Annotated in this window: 23 protein-coding genes; 22 read left to right on the forward strand and 1 reads right to left on the reverse strand. The window is 67.0% G+C overall.

Annotated features, from left to right (window positions below):
• The 12 genes from HY726_22510 to HY726_22565 form a co-directional block, all read left to right on the forward strand.
• On the forward strand, positions 1 to 606 hold a 606-nt coding region (locus HY726_22510; GenBank protein ID MBI4611771.1), incomplete at its 5' end, for a DNA recombination protein RmuC.
• 265 nt (positions 607 to 871) lie between these two features.
• A complete protein-coding gene (locus HY726_22515; protein ID MBI4611772.1) occupies positions 872 to 1552 on the forward strand; it encodes a DUF4393 domain-containing protein in 681 nt (226 codons plus the stop codon).
• Positions 1553 to 1563: 11 nt separating this feature from the next.
• The gene (locus HY726_22520; GenBank protein MBI4611773.1) at positions 1564 to 1779 is read left to right on the forward strand and encodes a type II toxin-antitoxin system HicB family antitoxin; all 216 of its coding nucleotides are present in this window, start codon (positions 1564 to 1566) and stop codon (positions 1777 to 1779) included.
• Positions 1780 to 1872: 93 nt separating this feature from the next.
• Positions 1873 to 2628 (forward strand): SDR family oxidoreductase, encoded by a 756-nt coding sequence (locus HY726_22525; GenBank protein MBI4611774.1) that lies wholly within the window; start codon positions 1873 to 1875, stop codon positions 2626 to 2628.
• Between the two features lie 122 nt (positions 2629 to 2750).
• Positions 2751 to 2981 (forward strand): addiction module antitoxin, encoded by a 231-nt coding sequence (locus tag HY726_22530; GenBank protein ID MBI4611775.1) that lies wholly within the window; start codon positions 2751 to 2753, stop codon positions 2979 to 2981.
• Positions 2968 to 3297 carry a type II toxin-antitoxin system PemK/MazF family toxin gene (locus HY726_22535; protein MBI4611776.1) on the forward strand — a complete coding sequence of 110 codons (330 nt, stop codon included), beginning with the start codon at positions 2968 to 2970 and terminating at the stop codon, positions 3295 to 3297. Before HY726_22530 ends, HY726_22535 begins: the two co-directional genes overlap by 14 nt.
• Before the next feature lie 9 nt (positions 3298 to 3306).
• Positions 3307 to 5037 carry a Na+:solute symporter gene (locus tag HY726_22540; GenBank protein ID MBI4611777.1) on the forward strand — a complete coding sequence of 577 codons (1731 nt, stop codon included), beginning with the start codon at positions 3307 to 3309 and terminating at the stop codon, positions 5035 to 5037.
• Positions 5038 to 5064: 27 nt separating this feature from the next.
• Positions 5065 to 5367, forward strand: a complete 303-nt coding sequence (locus HY726_22545) for a hypothetical protein (GenBank protein MBI4611778.1) — start codon at positions 5065 to 5067, stop codon at positions 5365 to 5367.
• Positions 5360 to 6160 carry a hypothetical protein gene (locus HY726_22550; GenBank protein MBI4611779.1) on the forward strand — a complete coding sequence of 267 codons (801 nt, stop codon included), beginning with the start codon at positions 5360 to 5362 and terminating at the stop codon, positions 6158 to 6160. Before HY726_22545 ends, HY726_22550 begins: the two co-directional genes overlap by 8 nt.
• Before the next feature lie 13 nt (positions 6161 to 6173).
• Positions 6174 to 7385, forward strand: a complete 1212-nt coding sequence (locus tag HY726_22555) for a M20 family metallopeptidase (protein MBI4611780.1) — start codon at positions 6174 to 6176, stop codon at positions 7383 to 7385.
• A gap of 12 nt (positions 7386 to 7397) precedes the next feature.
• Positions 7398 to 8738: an AmmeMemoRadiSam system protein B gene (gene amrB, locus HY726_22560; protein MBI4611781.1), complete on the forward strand. Its 1341-nt coding sequence runs from the start codon at positions 7398 to 7400 to the stop codon at positions 8736 to 8738.
• A complete protein-coding gene (locus HY726_22565; protein MBI4611782.1) occupies positions 8735 to 9193 on the forward strand; it encodes a DUF1285 domain-containing protein in 459 nt (152 codons plus the stop codon). The genes amrB and HY726_22565 overlap by 4 nt, the downstream gene beginning before the upstream one ends.
• A 38-nt stretch (positions 9194 to 9231) precedes the next feature.
• Here HY726_22565 and HY726_22570 read toward each other — a convergent pair whose 3' ends face one another.
• Positions 9232 to 9621: a PaaI family thioesterase gene (locus HY726_22570; protein ID MBI4611783.1), complete on the reverse strand. Its 390-nt coding sequence runs from the start codon at positions 9619 to 9621 to the stop codon at positions 9232 to 9234.
• Positions 9622 to 9820: 199 nt separating this feature from the next.
• On the opposite strand from HY726_22570, the gene HY726_22575 reads away from it, so the two are divergent.
• From HY726_22575 to HY726_22620, 10 genes are all read left to right on the forward strand, one after another.
• On the forward strand, positions 9821 to 10522 hold the full coding sequence (locus HY726_22575) for a hypothetical protein (GenBank protein ID MBI4611784.1): 702 nt from the start codon (positions 9821 to 9823) through the stop codon (positions 10520 to 10522).
• Positions 10512 to 11114 carry a hypothetical protein gene (locus HY726_22580; protein ID MBI4611785.1) on the forward strand — a complete coding sequence of 201 codons (603 nt, stop codon included), beginning with the start codon at positions 10512 to 10514 and terminating at the stop codon, positions 11112 to 11114. The genes HY726_22575 and HY726_22580 overlap by 11 nt, the downstream gene beginning before the upstream one ends.
• Positions 11115 to 11218: 104 nt before the next feature.
• On the forward strand, positions 11219 to 11389 hold the full coding sequence (locus HY726_22585) for an SHOCT domain-containing protein (GenBank protein MBI4611786.1): 171 nt from the start codon (positions 11219 to 11221) through the stop codon (positions 11387 to 11389).
• Positions 11386 to 12042, forward strand: a complete 657-nt coding sequence (locus tag HY726_22590; GenBank protein ID MBI4611787.1) for a class I SAM-dependent methyltransferase — start codon at positions 11386 to 11388, stop codon at positions 12040 to 12042. Before HY726_22585 ends, HY726_22590 begins: the two co-directional genes overlap by 4 nt.
• 203 nt (positions 12043 to 12245) lie before the next feature.
• Positions 12246 to 12590 carry a BlaI/MecI/CopY family transcriptional regulator gene (locus tag HY726_22595; protein MBI4611788.1) on the forward strand — a complete coding sequence of 115 codons (345 nt, stop codon included), beginning with the start codon at positions 12246 to 12248 and terminating at the stop codon, positions 12588 to 12590.
• 194 nt (positions 12591 to 12784) lie between these two features.
• Positions 12785 to 13660 carry a M56 family metallopeptidase gene (locus HY726_22600; protein MBI4611789.1) on the forward strand — a complete coding sequence of 292 codons (876 nt, stop codon included), beginning with the start codon at positions 12785 to 12787 and terminating at the stop codon, positions 13658 to 13660.
• Position 13661: 1 nt separating this feature from the next.
• Positions 13662 to 13985: a hypothetical protein gene (locus HY726_22605; protein ID MBI4611790.1), complete on the forward strand. Its 324-nt coding sequence runs from the start codon at positions 13662 to 13664 to the stop codon at positions 13983 to 13985.
• A 119-nt stretch (positions 13986 to 14104) separates the two neighbouring features.
• Positions 14105 to 14461, forward strand: a complete 357-nt coding sequence (locus HY726_22610) for a hypothetical protein (GenBank protein MBI4611791.1) — start codon at positions 14105 to 14107, stop codon at positions 14459 to 14461.
• A 53-nt stretch (positions 14462 to 14514) separates the two neighbouring features.
• Complete coding sequence (locus tag HY726_22615) at positions 14515 to 14748, forward strand: hypothetical protein (GenBank protein MBI4611792.1); 234 nt, start codon at positions 14515 to 14517, stop codon at positions 14746 to 14748.
• Between the two features lie 28 nt (positions 14749 to 14776).
• Positions 14777 to 15039: redoxin domain-containing protein (locus HY726_22620; GenBank protein ID MBI4611793.1), on the forward strand; the 263-nt coding region annotated here is incomplete at its 3' end.

Raw genomic sequence — 15039 nt, forward strand, 5'->3', positions numbered from 1 at the left:
ACCGGGGACCGCGTGGACGCGGTCGTGAGGATCGGGGGCCGGCTGGTCCCGGTGGACGCCAAGTTTCCCCTGGAGAACTTCCGCCGGATGCTGGACGAGACCGACGAGGAGCGACGCCGACAGCTCCGGCGCGCTTTCGCGCGCGACGTCAAGGCGCGCGTGGACGAGATCGCCAAGAAGTACATCCTGCCGGACGAGGGGACCTTCGACTTCGCCCTCATGTACGTGCCGGCCGAGAACGTCTACTACGAGATCGTGGTCAAGGACGAGGCCGCGGAGGAAGAGTCCGTGGCCGCCTACGCGCTCGGCCGCCGCGTGATCCCGGTCTCGCCCAACAGCTTCTACGCCTACCTCGCCGTGATCGTCCTCGGGCTCCGCGGGCTCAGGATCGAACGCGGGGCCCAGGAGATCCAGGCCCGGCTCGCCCGGCTCCGGGGCGATCTCACCAAGTTCGGCGAGGCCTTCGAAGTGGTCGGCAGGCACCTCACCAACGCCCGGAACAAGTACGACGAGGCCGCCGCCGCGCTCACCCGCCTGGAAGCCAAGCTGGAGGGGATCGAGGGCAAGGGCGAGCAGGCCAGCCTCCCCGGCCTCGCCCAGCCCTGAGTTCTCTTCCTCGGGATGCCCTGGCGCGCTACCGCTCAGCGGGCTTCCACGGAACGGCGGTTTATTAGCCTGATATACTGCGGGCCAATAGCGGGATAGACTGCCAATTCCGCAGTGTTTGTCGGTACGACGAAGCTTGACAACGTTCTGCAAGAGCCGAATATTGTTTTCTAATTGTGATCTAAGGCTGGAAGGGTCTAACGGAATAGGCTGCAGCTAGAGCCCGCAAGAGACCTGATAGTTAGGCTGTGCGAACGAAGAGGGCATGGTGACTGAGAACAAGGGGACTCACGACTTATTAGGTATTGCCCCTCTCGGCCGCGCCGTAGAGCGAGTCGCCGATTCGGTTGTGAGCGGCGCCGAAGCGCTTCTGGCACGAGTCTGTCTTCCGGCTGCCGAGGAATTCGGACTATTGCTGCGCGATAAGGTAAGTGGCTGGCGACAGCGGAACGTGCTCGCGACGGTCACGAAGGCGCAGCCGATGCTCGACGCTGCCGCGGCCGAGTATCGACACGCCCCACCAAGATTGATTACCGAGAGCCTTAGTCATGCCTCATGGGCGGACAGCGAAGAAGTGCAGCAGATGTGGGCAGGTCTGCTTGCCCCCTCATGCACTTCCGACGGCCGAGATGACAGTAACTGGATCTTTATCAATCTGCTCGGACAGCTCACCGAGATGCAGGCTCGAGTCCTGAAGGCTGCCTGTGAGGCGGAGACAAAGATCATTCAGCCGGACGGATTGGTTGCGGCCGAAGCTCTGCATCGCAATGCGGATGAATTGATCGAAATGACCGGGTGTGCGGACATCCAGCGTATCGATCGGGAACTGGACCACCTCCGAGCGCTCGGCCTGATCCAGTTCGGATTTCTGAGTGGTTTCGCCGCTCAGCCTCTGGCTGATGTGAACGCCATACTCAAGCAGGCTGGCCTCAAGAAGGAGAAGTGAGGATGGCAACGATGCGTTACATGGTAGTGGTTGAGCGGGGAGAGACGAGTTGGGGAGCACATGTGCCTGACCTACCGGGCTGTGTGGCGGTAGGAGAGACTCGCGAGGAAGTGCTGCGGCTAATCCGCGAGGCTATCGAGTTTCACATCGACGGCCTAAGGCAGAATGGGTTCCCGGTGCCGACGCCAAGCTCAGAAGGAGAGTTCGTCGAGGTCGGGGCCGCGTAACTTCGGCATCCAACCGACGGCACTTCGCGCCGTGGCTGATACCGGCGTTAGACATCACCTCCAAACGGCCAGGCTGACTCCGGTGAGAGCGTGATGGATCTGGAGCTGTCAGACCGAACTGCCCTGGTGACCGGCGCCAGTATGGGGATCGGGCGGGCCATTGCGCTAGAGTTAGCGCGGGAGGGGGTCACTGTCACCGTCACCGCGCGGCGGCGAGATTTACTCACCGAACTGGCCGTCCAGATGGAGCAGGAGGGCCATAAAAAGCCGTTCACCATCCAGGTCGATCTCTATCGTGATGACGCTGTCGCCACACTCGTCGCTTCCGCAGAGGATGCTTTCGGCCAGATCGACATCTTGGTTAACGCGGCCGGTGGCAGTCGACCGTTGCCGGTCGAGGCCACCAGCGAGCAGTGGACCGAGGGCTTGACCGTAAATTTCCTCCGCCTCCGAGAACTGACCCACGCGCTGATTCTCGGAATGGAGCAGCGCCGATGGGGGCGCGTCATCAACATCACGGGCACCTCCGAGCCGCGGGGGCTCAACGCCGCGGTGGCGGCAAAGGCGGCGGTTCACGCCTGGGCGAAAGGCTTGTCGCGCGAGGTGGCACGATTCGGCATCACGATCAACTCGATACAACCCGGGCGGGTTCTGAGCGAGCAGATCCTGCGGATGCATCCGACAGAGGAAGACCGACGCCAGTTCGCCGAACGGGAAATTCCGACGGGGCGGTTCGGAGATCCTCGAGAGGTGGCGAGCCTGGCAGTGTTTCTTGCTTCGCCGCGAGGGAGCTACATCACCGGAGCTGTCATTCCCGTGGATGGCGGCATGCGCCGGTTTGCATTTTGAGGTTTTGCAAGGGCTAGGATCGAAGGGTCGTCCATGTCGTCACGGGGCCCGGAGTCCCTTGCCTCCCGTGACCGCTGTGCTACTATACGTACAGAAACACGTATTGTAGGCTGGAGGGGAGCATGCACAAAAAGCTGACCATCACGCTCGACGAGCGGGTCTACGACGGGCTTCACAAGGTCGTGGGGCGGCGTCGTATTAGTCGCTTCGTTGAGTCTCTGGTGCGCCCGCACGTAATCGGCAAGGAGTTGGAGGCGGCGTATCGTCAGATGGCCCAAGAAGAAGCGCGAGAAGCGGAAGCTTTGGAGTGGGCCGAAGGGACGGTCGGAGACGTTGCCGATGAAGCGAGGTGAGGTGTGGTGGGTCAGCTTCGATCCTTCCGTCGGCAGGGAGATTCGAAAGCGACGGCCGGCTGTGATCGTGAGCAATGACGCCTCGAACAAATACCTGAACCGCGTCCAGGTCGTGCCCCTGACCACTTCCGTGGATCGCCTGTACCCGAGCGAAGCGTTTGTCGTGGTCAAGGGGAAGAAGAATAAGGCCGTGGCAGATCAATTGACGACGGTGAGCAAGATGCGCTTGCTGAATCTCGCGGGTCGTTTGTCCAAGCCGGATTTACACGGGGTCGAGCGAGCGATCAAAGTGCAGTTGGGTCTCGGCGACTTCTGAGATTCGCCGGTGATCCTCACCGGGCTCGACTGGCTCGTCATTGTCCTCTACTTCGCCGTCTCCCTCGCCATCGGCCTGGCCTTCACGCGCCGGGCAGGGCAGAGCCCTGAGGAGTACTTCCTTTCGGGCCGACGGGTCCCCTGGTGGCTCGCGGGGACGTCCATGGTGGCAACCACGTTCGCCGCGGACACGCCGCTGGCGGTGACCGGTCTCACGGTCAAGCATGGGATCGCGGGCAACTGGCTCTGGTGGTCGTTCGTGATGAGCGGGATGCTCACGGTCTTCTTCTACGCCCCGCTCTGGCGGCGGGCCGAGGTCCTGACCGACGCGGAGTTCACCGAGCTCCGCTACGCGGGGCGGCCGGCCGCCTTCCTGCGGGCGTTCCGGGCTGGCTACCTGGCCGTCCCGATCAACTGCATCATCATCGGCTGGGTCACCCACGCGATGGCCACGATCCTCGGGCTCACGCTGGGCGTCGGGAAGTGGGAGGCGACGGTCGCCCTGTTCGGCGTCACCGCGCTCTACGCCACCCTCGCCGGGCTCTGGGGCGTCCTGGTCACCGACTTCGTCCAGTTCATCCTGGCGATGACCGGCTCCGTGGCGCTCGCCGTCTTCGCCGTCAAGCAGGTCGGCGGCCTCGCGGGGTTGGTGACCGCTCTCCAGGCGAGGTTCCCCGACGGCGCGCCGCTCGCGCTGCTCCCTGAGCCGGGCTCAGCCTGGATGCCCGCCCTCACGTTCTTCGTCTATCTCGGGGTCAACTGGTGGGCCTCGTGGTATCCCGGGGCGGAGCCGGGCGGGGGCGGGTACGTGGCCCAGCGGATCTTCTCGGCCAGGGACGAGCGCCACGCGCTGCTGGCGGCGCTCTGGTTCAACCTCGCCCACTACGCGCTCCGTCCCTGGCCCTGGATCCTGGTCGCCCTGGTCTCGATGCTGCTCTACCCGGGGCTCTCCAACCCCGAGGAGGGATACGTGCGCGTCATGGTGGACCACCTCCCGGCCCACTGGCGCGGCTTCCTCCTGGCCGCCTTCTTCGCCGCCTACATGTCAACCGTCGCCACGCACCTCAACTGGGGCGCCTCGTACCTGCTGAACGATATCTATCGGCGCTTCTGGCGTCCGGACGCCACGCCCCGGCACTACGCCGGCGCCGGGCGCGCGGCGACGCTGCTCATCATGGTCGTGGCGGGAGTGATCACCTATTACCTGAAGTCGGTGGAGGGCGCGTGGAAGTTCCTCCTCGCGATCGGCGCGGGGACCGGGCTCGTCTACCTGCTCCGCTGGTACTGGTGGCGGATCAACGCGTGGTCCGAGGTGGCGGCCATGGCGGGTGCCTTCCTGCTCTCGCTCGGGCTCCAGTTCGGGGCCGGGCTCAGCGTGGATGACCCCCGCGGCTTCGCCTGGCTCATGCTCCTTACGGTGGCGGGGACGACGGCCGTCTGGCTGGTGGTCACGTTCCTGACCCCGGCCGAGCCGCTTGATCACCTCTCGCGCTTCTGCGCCCGGGTGAAGCCGGGCGGGCCCGGGTGGCGCCGGATCACCGGTGCGGGGGCGTCCGCCGATGGGCCGGGGATCCGTCGACTGCTCCACTGGGCGCTGGGCTGCGTGGCCGTCTACCTCGGCCTCTTCGGGATCGGCGCCCTCGTGCTCGGCCAGCCGGTGCGGGGGATCGTGTTCGTGCTTGCGGCGGTCGGCCTCACCGGATGGATCCTGAGCGACTCGCAGAGGCTCGTGATACAATAGGGCCTACTTCACCTTCGAGAGGGCGCCATGAGCCAGATCCCCGTGCAGGTCTTCGGCATCAACATCTTGGTCAAGCTGCTTGCCGAGGCCCCGGCAGACATCCGGGTTCATTGCCCGAAGGGCTCGCCGATCCGGTACGGGCTCGTCGTGGGGCGGGGCGACGGCTTCGATGAGGGCGCCAACGCCTTCAGAGAGATGCCGCCGGAGAACGCGATCGTGGCCTTCGAGGAGAGCGCCGAGGAGGTGGAGGGCCACTACTTCTACGTGGCGGGGGAGGAGCTTCGGGTGATCCGCCTCGACGCGGTGATCCTCTCCTTCCCCCATGAGTGAGGGGTCCCCCGCCAGCGTCGTTTCGGTTGACCTCGGCTGGTCGGAAAGCACACGCGGGCGCAATGCCGCGGCCTTCCTGACTCGGGCGGGCCGGATCCGCTTCGAGCAGTCCCTCCCGAACGCAAACCCTGCCCTCGCAGCCTGGGTGCGCGGGCGCGTTGCCGCGGGGGGGACGGTCCTGCTTGACATCCCGATCGGGGGCGGCGATCACCTGGCGGCTACCGGAAAGGCGTTCCGGGAGATCGACGGTGCCCTCCAGGGCGCCGGGCTCCCGCTCTATCCCTCCTCGCGCGCCGTCGGCCGGGGAGGGGCGCTGAGCCGACTTCTCCCCGGCTATCGGGTCCGCGAGATCTATCCCTACGCCATCCTCCGGGTGCTCTGGGCTCTCCACGAGACCGGTCGCCTCGCCTCCGCGATCGGTGGGTCTGACGGAGCGTGGCTCGACGCGTCAGCCTGGAGGGTCCTGCCGCCGAGGTACAAGCGGGGGACGCCGGGAGTCAAACGGCGCGGGCTCGAGGCCATCCACGGGCTGCTGACCTCGCGTGCTCTCGCGCTCCCCTTCGAGCTTGAGCTACCCCGGCCAGTCAGGGGCGTCTCGCTCGCGGCGCTGTCGGATCTCTACGACGCCTGCCTGGGACTTGTCCCCGCGTGGCTCGCCGCGCGCCACGGGATGCATCCCATGGTCGGCATCGCAGCGGGTCGGCACGGGGAGGCCCTGCTCCTTCTCGCGGACGCGTGGCTCCGCGCGCGGCTGGGCCGGTCGGTCCGCTGGGTGCCGTTTCGAGTAGAATAATTTCGGGTTGAGCGTGATCGAGCGGGTCCTCGCGCAGATTCGGGACGACGAGCTGGTCGAACTGACCCGCGCCCTCGTCCGGATCCCGAGCGTCGTTCGCCCCGGGGATCCGCAGGCGAACGAGGCCGGGGTGGCCGCCTTCGTCGAGCGCTGGTTCAAGGACGCCGGATTCTCCGTGGAGGTGCAGGAGGTCGCGCCCGGGCGCCCGAACGTCCTCGCCTGGCTCGGCGAAAAGGCCGGGCGCTGTCTCCTCCTGGAGGGGCACACCGACGTGGTGACCGAGGGCGATCCCGCCGAGTGGGTGTATCCGCCCTTCGCCGCCGAGTTGATGGACGGCAGGATCTACGGCCGCGGCGCCGCCGACATGAAGGGAGGGCTGGCCGCCGCGATGGTCGCGCTCACGGCCATCAAGCGGGCCGGTGTGAGCCTGCGCGGCAAGCTCGTGGTCGGCGCCCTGGTGGACGAGGAGGGCGGGATGCTCGGCGTCCGGCATCTCTGCCGCACACCCCTCGCCGGGGAATTGGACGCCGCGATCATCTGCGAGCCCGAAGGAAACGAGATCTGCCTCGAGCAGCGCGGGGTCGTCTGGGCCCGGGTGCGGGTGCACGGGCGGATGGCCCACGGCGCGATGCCGGAAACCGGAATCAACCCGATCGGGGCGCTGGCGGCGCTGCTGAACGAGGTCCCCGCCCTCCAGCGACGGCTGGGACGCCGGGCCCGCCCGAGCCGTTACCTGGGGCGCCCGACGGTGACGCCGACGGTCGTTCAGGCCCCGATCAAGGGCTCGCCCCAGCCGAATGTAGTCCCCTCGGGGGCCGAGGTGATCCTCGATATCAGGCTCACGCCGGGGATCGATGAGGCCGGGATCCGGAAAGAGCTCGAGGCGCTCTGTGCGGTTGGCGAAGCGGCCGTGCCCGGGGGGAAGGTCGAGTGGGAGCCGGTAGCTCCGTTGAGGCTCCCGACCAGGGTGGCCAGGCGCGAGGCGCTCCCCCGCGCGCTTGATCGTGCAGTCCGCTCGGTGACGGGCCGGGCCCCTCGCTACGGCGGTGTCCCTGGCTCCACCGACGGCACCATCCTCCGGACCGAGCTGGGGATTCCCATCGCCACGTGCGGTCCCGGCGATCGGCTGATCCCGCACCAGGCCAACGAGTACATAGAAGTCGAAGAACTGGCCACTGCGGCAAGGATTTATGCCGTCGCGGCGCTGAACTTCCTTGAAGGATAAGCGCGGCGAAGGGTGAGCCCGGTGGTTGAGTCGAGCGATCGCCCGAAGCTCCGCCCCGTTGAGGCGTTTCCCCTGGAGACCGATGGCCGGAAGGTCATCGGCCTCAGGGACCCCGCCGGGTTCACCGACTCGGTCCTCCTGCTCCCCCTCCCGCTTCTCGACATCGTCTCACTCTTTGACGGCGACCACACGATCCTGGACATCCAGGCCGCCTACGTGCGCCGTCACGGCGAGCTCCTCTTCAGAGAGCGGGTGGAAGAAATCATCAAGATGCTCGACGACCACGGCTTCCTCGACAGCCCCCGCTTCGCCGAGCAGCGGCGACAGATCGAGGAGGAGTTTCGACGGAGCCCGTCGCGCCCAGCGATCCACGCCGGCAAGGCGTACGCGGGAGAGGCCCAGGCGCTCAAGGACCAGATCGACGCGTTCTTCACCCCGCCCGACGGGCCCGGGCCCCCCGGCCTGGCCTCGGCCCCTTCGCTCCGCGCCATAATCGCGCCCCACGTCGATTTCCACCGCGGCGGGCCGGTGTATGCCTGGGCTTACCGGGAGGTCGCCGAGAAGTGCGCCGCCGACCTCTTCGTGATCTTCGGCACCTGCCACGCCGGGATGGCCGATCCGTTCGCGGTCACGCTCAAGGATTACGACACCCCGCTGGGGCCGGCTCTGGTGGATCGCGAGTTCGCCGATGCCGTGGCCCTGCGCTGGGGAGGGGACCTGCTCGGAAGCGAACTCGCGCACCGGGGCGAGCACTCGATCGAGTTCCAGGCGGTCTTTCTCCGCTATCTGTTCGGGGGCCGCCGTGAGTTCACGATCGTCCCGATCCTCTGCAGTTTTCTCCACGAGACCCTGCCTCGCGGTGACGATCCCGAGGCGGATCCTCGGATCCCGCGTTTTTTCGACGCCCTCGGCGAAACGGTCGCCGGCTCGGGCCGCACGGTCTGCCTCGTCGCCGGAGCAGACCTCGCCCATGTGGGCCCGCGCTTCGGGGATGCCGAGCCTGTGACGCCCGCACTGCTCCGTGACGTCGAGAGCGAGGACCGCGCGATGCTGGAGGCCGTGGCAGCCGGGGACGCCCGCGGCTTCTACGACTCGGTGGCGAAGGACGCGGACAGCCGGCGAATCTGCGGGCTCTCGCCGATCTATACGCTTCTGCGCTGCCTCGGCCGCGCGACTGGCCGGCTGCTGCGATACGGCCAGTGGCCGGACCCACAGGGGACCGTGACGTTCTGCAGCGTTGCGTTTACGCGACCTCAGGCGGAGGCGTCGGAAGAGACGCGTACCCGCGCCGAAGGCGCACCCGGGCCGCAAGCCTGGGTACCCGGCCTCCCTCCGAATCAAGCGGGGCGATGAGTACCCCTGAGCCGTCCGAGTGGTCGCTCCCCCAGCTCAAGATCGATCGGGACGGGGAGTGGCTGAACGAGGGGACCGAGATCACGCACGCCGGGATCGTCGCCAACCTTCGAGGGAACCTGAGGCGAGATGCCCAAGGCTACTACGTCCAGGCCGGGCCGGTGAGGATCCCGGTGGACGTGGAGGACACGCCCTTCACCGTGGTGCGGGTGGAGGCTGAGGAGAACGGGATTCGCCTGACCCTGAACGACGGGAGCCAGGAGCCGCTGGATCCAAGGACGCTGCGGCTTGCCCTCGGCGAGGTGCCCTACTGCCGCGTCAAGGGCAATCAGTTCGAGGCGCGGCTCACCCGCGCCGCGGCCTGGCAGCTCGCCCGGTTCATCCAGTACGACGAGGGCGCGAACCAGGCGACGCTCGTGCTGGCCGGTGCCCGTTACCCGCTGCGGGGGCCGTAGTGCCTTCCCGGATCGAGCCCGTAGAGTGATCCCAACTTTCACAGCCCGCTGGGCACGTCCGGCCGCCCGTAGAGCCCCATCACGGTATTGAGCATCGTGGCGACGAGCCGTTCTTCCCCGGCGCTCAGCGCGAAGACGTCGCCCGCGCACACGCTCAGGATGCGGCCTGGCCTGGTGACGCGCCCGCGCGCGATCAGCCGGTCGCCTCGGGCCGGAGAGACAAAATTGATTTTGTACTCTACGGTCAGCGGCGCTGCGTCCGCCGGCATGAGGCTGAGCGCAGCGTAGCCACAGGCCGTGTCCAGGATCGCCGCGACGAGGCCGCCGTGGAAGAAGCCATGCTGCTGGGTGAGGTCGTCGCGGAACGGCAGCTCGATCTCGACCTCGGCAGGAGCGACCCTGAGCAGGCGGGCGCCGATGGTCGTCATTGCCGTCTGGCGCGCGAAGCTCGCGCGCACGCGGGCCTCGAAGTCGGGATCCTGAGGCTCGTAGACCGGCACGGTGGCGTCCCCGATATATTTTTGCGGGGGACCGGCGAATTTTTTCGGGGAGCGACGAAAAATAGCGCGCCCGCCAGCATATACAGATAGGACCCGCAACAGGGAGGGAGTTCTGGAACAGTCTGAAGTGCCGGCCGACCGCCTTCGGCAACTGAAAGAAGCTGATCCCGAGCGAGTCGCGCTGGCTCTCGCCCGACATGCCGGCTGGCGCCTGGCCCGCTGGTGGCTGGGAAGCCGGGGTCTGGCCGGCGGCGTCACCGACGGAGACCTCGCGCAGGACGCCATCCGGAAGTTTCTCGATGGCGAGCGGAGGTGGGACCCGGCGGCTTACCCCACGCTCCTGGACTTCCTCAGGTCGGTGGTAGACAGCATGATCTGGAACCTCACGAGCTCCGACGAGCACGGCAAAGTCCGGCGGTTTCCGGTTGATCGGAACGGGATGGAGCAGGTCGACCTGCTCGGGGAAGGGGATCCGGAAGATCGGATGGCGCGGCAATATTCGGCGGCGGAGCGCCGGCCCGACCGAGTCCTCCACGACCGTATCGACGAAACGCTCGCCGAGCGGTTCTGGATTGAGCTGGAGCAGGAGATCCAGGCGGTGGAGGATTCGCAGGTCCGAGGGGAGCTGCTCCAGCTCTTCCGTGCGGTGGAGCAGGGTCCGCCGGACTACGCGGCCCTCGCGGCATCCGCCGGGCTCCCGCCCGATCGCATCTATCGGAGGTTCTATCGCCTGGAAAAGCTCGCGGCGCGGGTCGCCCGGCGGCTGCTCGGCGGGCCGAACTCCGACGCGACGGTCCTGGAAGCAGAGGTGAAGTGCCATGACTCCTGATACTCGTCCGAGGGGCGCTCCCGAGCGCCTCGACGGCCTCCTCAGCGCCTTCGTGGAGCTGCCGGCGCCCGACACCGAGGAGCTGCGCGACGCCGTCCGGGCCCTGGGAGTTGATCCTGATGAGGTCGTCTCGCGCGTGCGTGAGCTGGTGGCAGCGAAGGAGGAGCAAGCCCGCCCTCTTGTACAGCTTTCCCAACGGGCGGTTCAGGCGCACCCGAAAAACAGGAGGGGCGCCCGAATCCGCCAATGGTTCGACCACCGCTTCGTGAAACTTGGGACCTGCGCCGGTGGGCTCGGGGGGGTCTGCTGCCTTGGCAAAGCCGTGACGGTCAGCGCCGGCCTGGGCCTCTCGTCATTCTTCGGAATGATGGTGGACAACTACCAGCTCTACTTTGTCGTCGGCAGCCTGGGATTACTCGCGATCTGGCTCTTCCGGATGATCAGGGCTCAAGGTGTCACCGTCACAGGATTGCGGGCGGCGATCCGGAGCTCGGCTCCGCACGCCGTGGTGAGCTTTGGCACCTATGTCCTGACACTCGGCTTCACGATGGCGGTCATGGCGCTCGCTGACTGGTTGTGGCCCCGCTCGTGATTACCGGAATGGACATGATGCACCGGATGATGATGCACGGGTACGGCGTGCCCGACGCGTGGTGGGGCGGATGGGCCGTCGTGGGGACGGTCTGGATGCTCCTGCTGCTGGCGTTCTGGGTTCTCGTCCTCACCGGGCTGGCGCTGCTGGTCCGGTGGTTGTGGCGGGTGACAAGCCAACGCGCCACGTCCAGCACGCCGCTGAAGGCACGGTATGCGAAGGGAGAGATTTCACGGCAGGAGTTCGAGGCCATGAAGCAGGATCTCGCCCTATGAATTTGCTGCTGCGTGACCGCGTGACGCAAGCCCTCGGCACGCCCCGCGGCCACCCGATCTTCGCGGCCCTGTACGATCTCCTCACGCGCTCGGCGGAGAAGAAGTTCCTGGGCGCCCACCGGGCCTATCTCGCGGGCGGGACCGCCGGGCGCGTGCTGGACGTGGGCTCCGGCACCGGCGCCAACTTCGGCTATTACCCGCCGGCGGCGGAGGTCGTCGGCGTGGAGCCTGACCCGTACATGGCCAGGCGTGCGCGGGCCCGGGCGCAGAGGCTCGGAAAACCTGTCACGCTGCTGGAGGTGGGTGCCGAGCAGCTGCCGTTCCCGGATGCCTCGTTCGATGCTGCCGTTGTGACGCTGGTGCTGTGCACGATCCCGGACCCGGAACGCTCCCTGGCTGAACTCGGGCGGGTGCTGCGGCCGGGCGGCCAGCTCCGCTTCCTGGAGCACGTCCGCGCGACGACACCGGGCTGGGTACGCTTCCAGGATCTCGTGACACCGCTCTGGAAGCGGATCGGGGCAGGGTGTCACCCGAACCGGGACACGGTTGGAGCTATCGAACATTCAGGCTTCCGCATTACCGAACTGGAGCGCTACGCGTTCGGGCCCTACCCCATCAGACCCATGATCCGAGGCGTGGCGCTGCGGGCCTGACGCTTGACCCTTGAGGTCTGGACAGTCAGCGACTCGGAGGCTGTGCGAGCGCTCCTCCGCTGTTTCTCAGGGTGTGGGGTCTCCGCTTGACAGCGACGGCGTGTAGCACTACACTGCGTAGCAATATGGAGCGAACCTCCGTAGTCTTCAGGCCCCATGAGCGAGGGCTCCGAAAGGTGTTCGGCGACCTGGAGGCCGACATCATGGAACTGGTCTGGCGCCAGAGCCCGGTGACCGTGGGCGACGTCTGGCAGGCCCTTCGGAAAGAACGCGGTCTGGCCTACACGACCGTCAAGACCGTGATGGGAAGGCTGGCCGAAAAAGGGCACCTGAAGCAACGCACGAAGGACCGGGCGTACACGTACGAGCCAACCATAAGCCGGGACGAGTTCCTCCGCGCGGTGAGCGAAGAGGTCCTGGAGGGACTGTTCGTGGACTTCGGCGAGCCGATCCGGGCGCACCTGGTCAAGACTCTCAAAGGCCGCGACGTCCAGGGGCTCGAACGCCTTGAGGCGCTGATCCGGCAGGAGAAAAGGCAGCGGAAATGAGCACGGCGCACAGGGCCTTCGGACCGGGGGGTCTGGCCTGGCTTTCGCTGTCAGCGCTCGGGGGCGTAGCGCTCTTGCTTGCAGGAGGGATGTGGGTCGCCGTTCGCGAAGGGTGGTGGGGAGGAGTTCCCCGGCGCCTCCTGGATGCGTGTCTCCTGCTGCCGCAGTCTGCGGCCGCCGCCTCGTGGTCGTGGATGAGCACGCACCCCCTGACCGCCCTCGCCCTGGCCTTCCTCTCCGGCTCCCTGCTCTGGGCTACGCTCCGCCTCGCGTTCTCGCTCGTGGGCGGATGGTGGCTGGGACGACGGCTCTCCACGTACGAGCCAGGAGAGTTCCCGCTTCTCGACCGAGCGCTCGGCGTCGCCCCCGAGGTCGACTCCACCCGCATTCGGATTAGCCGCTCCCCGGCGCCCCAGGCGTTTACCATCGGCCTGATCCGCCCGAAGATCTGCCTCTCCCGCGGCCTCCTCGAGGGCATGACGGAAACGGAAATTCTGGCGGTCTTGCGTCACGAGCACGCCCACGTCAAGGCCCGGGACCCGCTCCGCCTGGCCTGGGTCCGCTTGCTCGCGGACTTCTTGTGGTTCCTGCCGGTCTCGCGCGCGCTTGCCGGTGCCTTCTCGGGAATGGCCGAACTGCGCGCGGACGACGCCGCGCTCTCGGCAGGGAGCGACTCCATCGAGCTGGCCTCGGCGATCGCGAAGACAGCCAGAGGCGGAGTACCGGCGTGGCACCTGGCTCCAGCTCTCGGGGGGCTCGCGCTGGTTGAGCAGCGGGTCATGCGGCTCCTAGGCCGGGAGCCAGCGATTCGGGCACGGATTCCGTGGGGCCGCGGTCTCGCGAGCGGCCTCGTCGTGGCGGCTCTCCTGACGCTCCTGGTTGGCCCGACATTGCGCACAGCGGTAGCGGCCCGCGAGGCCCCGATTGCAGCCATGCGCCCGGCAATGGCCCGCATGATGGCGACCTGCAGCGGCGGACGCACTGTCGACTTCAGCCCGCAGATGGCCTGGCATGGGTGCGCGGGCTCGGCGAACGGGTCTTCAAAAACCGCCAGGGAGCCGGGAGCCTAAGGTGGGCGAGACGCTCATGAACGCTTTGAGTGTCGCGAGGTTCACGTTGGTGGCCCTGGCCATGGTGGGTCTGGTCTCCGTGATGTGCCTGACCTCGCTGGCGGAAGCCGGCTCCCACACCTCTCAAGGCTGCGCCGCGACGAAGGGCGAGGAGCTCAGCTCGTCCAAGACGTCCTTCCCGATCCTGACAGCGCTCCCAGTTGACCGGAGCTTCGTGCTCAGACTGGCGGACGCCCGGTGCTCACCGGTCGATCCGACTCCAGGTCTCATCCCGGCCAATCTCTGGGGCGATCTCTTCTCTCGCGCCCCGCCGACCATCTCCTAGCCAACTCGAACTCACGCAGGTCAGTCGCCCGCTGCTGCTGAGGCGGGCGCACCAGCCTCCGCCCGATTTGGGCGGAGCGCACTGACACAAAACCTCAAGGCCGGAGGAACGATAGGCACATGAAGCGTTTACTCGGAGTGGTCGCGATCGCGGCAGTGATTGGAGGGGGCGCGTTTGCCCTTGCCTTCGGGCAGGAGACGGGACGAACTGACGCCCTCGCCGAAGGGATGATGGGGCGAATGGGTGAAATGATGGTTGCTCCGGAAGGCATGACGGGGATGCGCGGGATGGACGAGATGCATCGTTTCATGCAGTCGGAGCGCATGCCACGGGCCATGAGCGCCATGATGGAGATGGCCCGGCAGATGGGCGGAGGTGACCCGATGGCCGGCATGGTCCGGATGATGGAGATGATGAGCATGATGGGACAGATGGACGGGATGATGGGGCCCATCCAACCGCGACCGTCAAGGTAGCAAACACATACGGTTAAGAGACTTCCAACGCATTCCAGACCACGGAGGACATTATGGCGATCGAAACGACCAAGACGTACTGTCCGATCTGCGGGAAACCTGCGGCCGATCCGACGTATGAGCGGTTCGGCGAGTTCTGCTGCTCCGAGGCCCACGCCGAGGAGTACGTGAAGGAAGTGCGGGCCCAGAAGCTGCAGTCTGCCAACTCCCACAACCGGCCCGCCTCGCCCTCGGCGGGTGAGGAAGAGCCCCGGCGGGGGTGGTTCGGTCGGCGCGGCTGCTGCTGAGGCGTGATTCGCCCAGGCGAGGCGCAGCGTGGGGCTCCGACGCGCGCGGTGGGCTGGGGGCCTGGTGCTGCTGGTCCTGTTGGCATCGGCCCCTGGCCAGGCTGGCCACGTCCAGGCGGCCGGTGGGCACCGGGCACCGGACTTTACGCTCCGAGACGCGCAGGGGAGGCCAGTCCAACTCTCGCAGCTTCTCACAAAGAAGGCAGTGTTTCTCAACTTCTGGGCGACGTGGTGCGTGCCTTGCCGGGAGGAGATGCCCACGATGGAGCGGGCGTACCGCGAGTACAAGGC

Source organism: Candidatus Rokuibacteriota bacterium, assembly GCA_016209385.1.
Lineage (GTDB): Bacteria > Methylomirabilota > Methylomirabilia > Rokubacteriales > CSP1-6 > JACQWB01.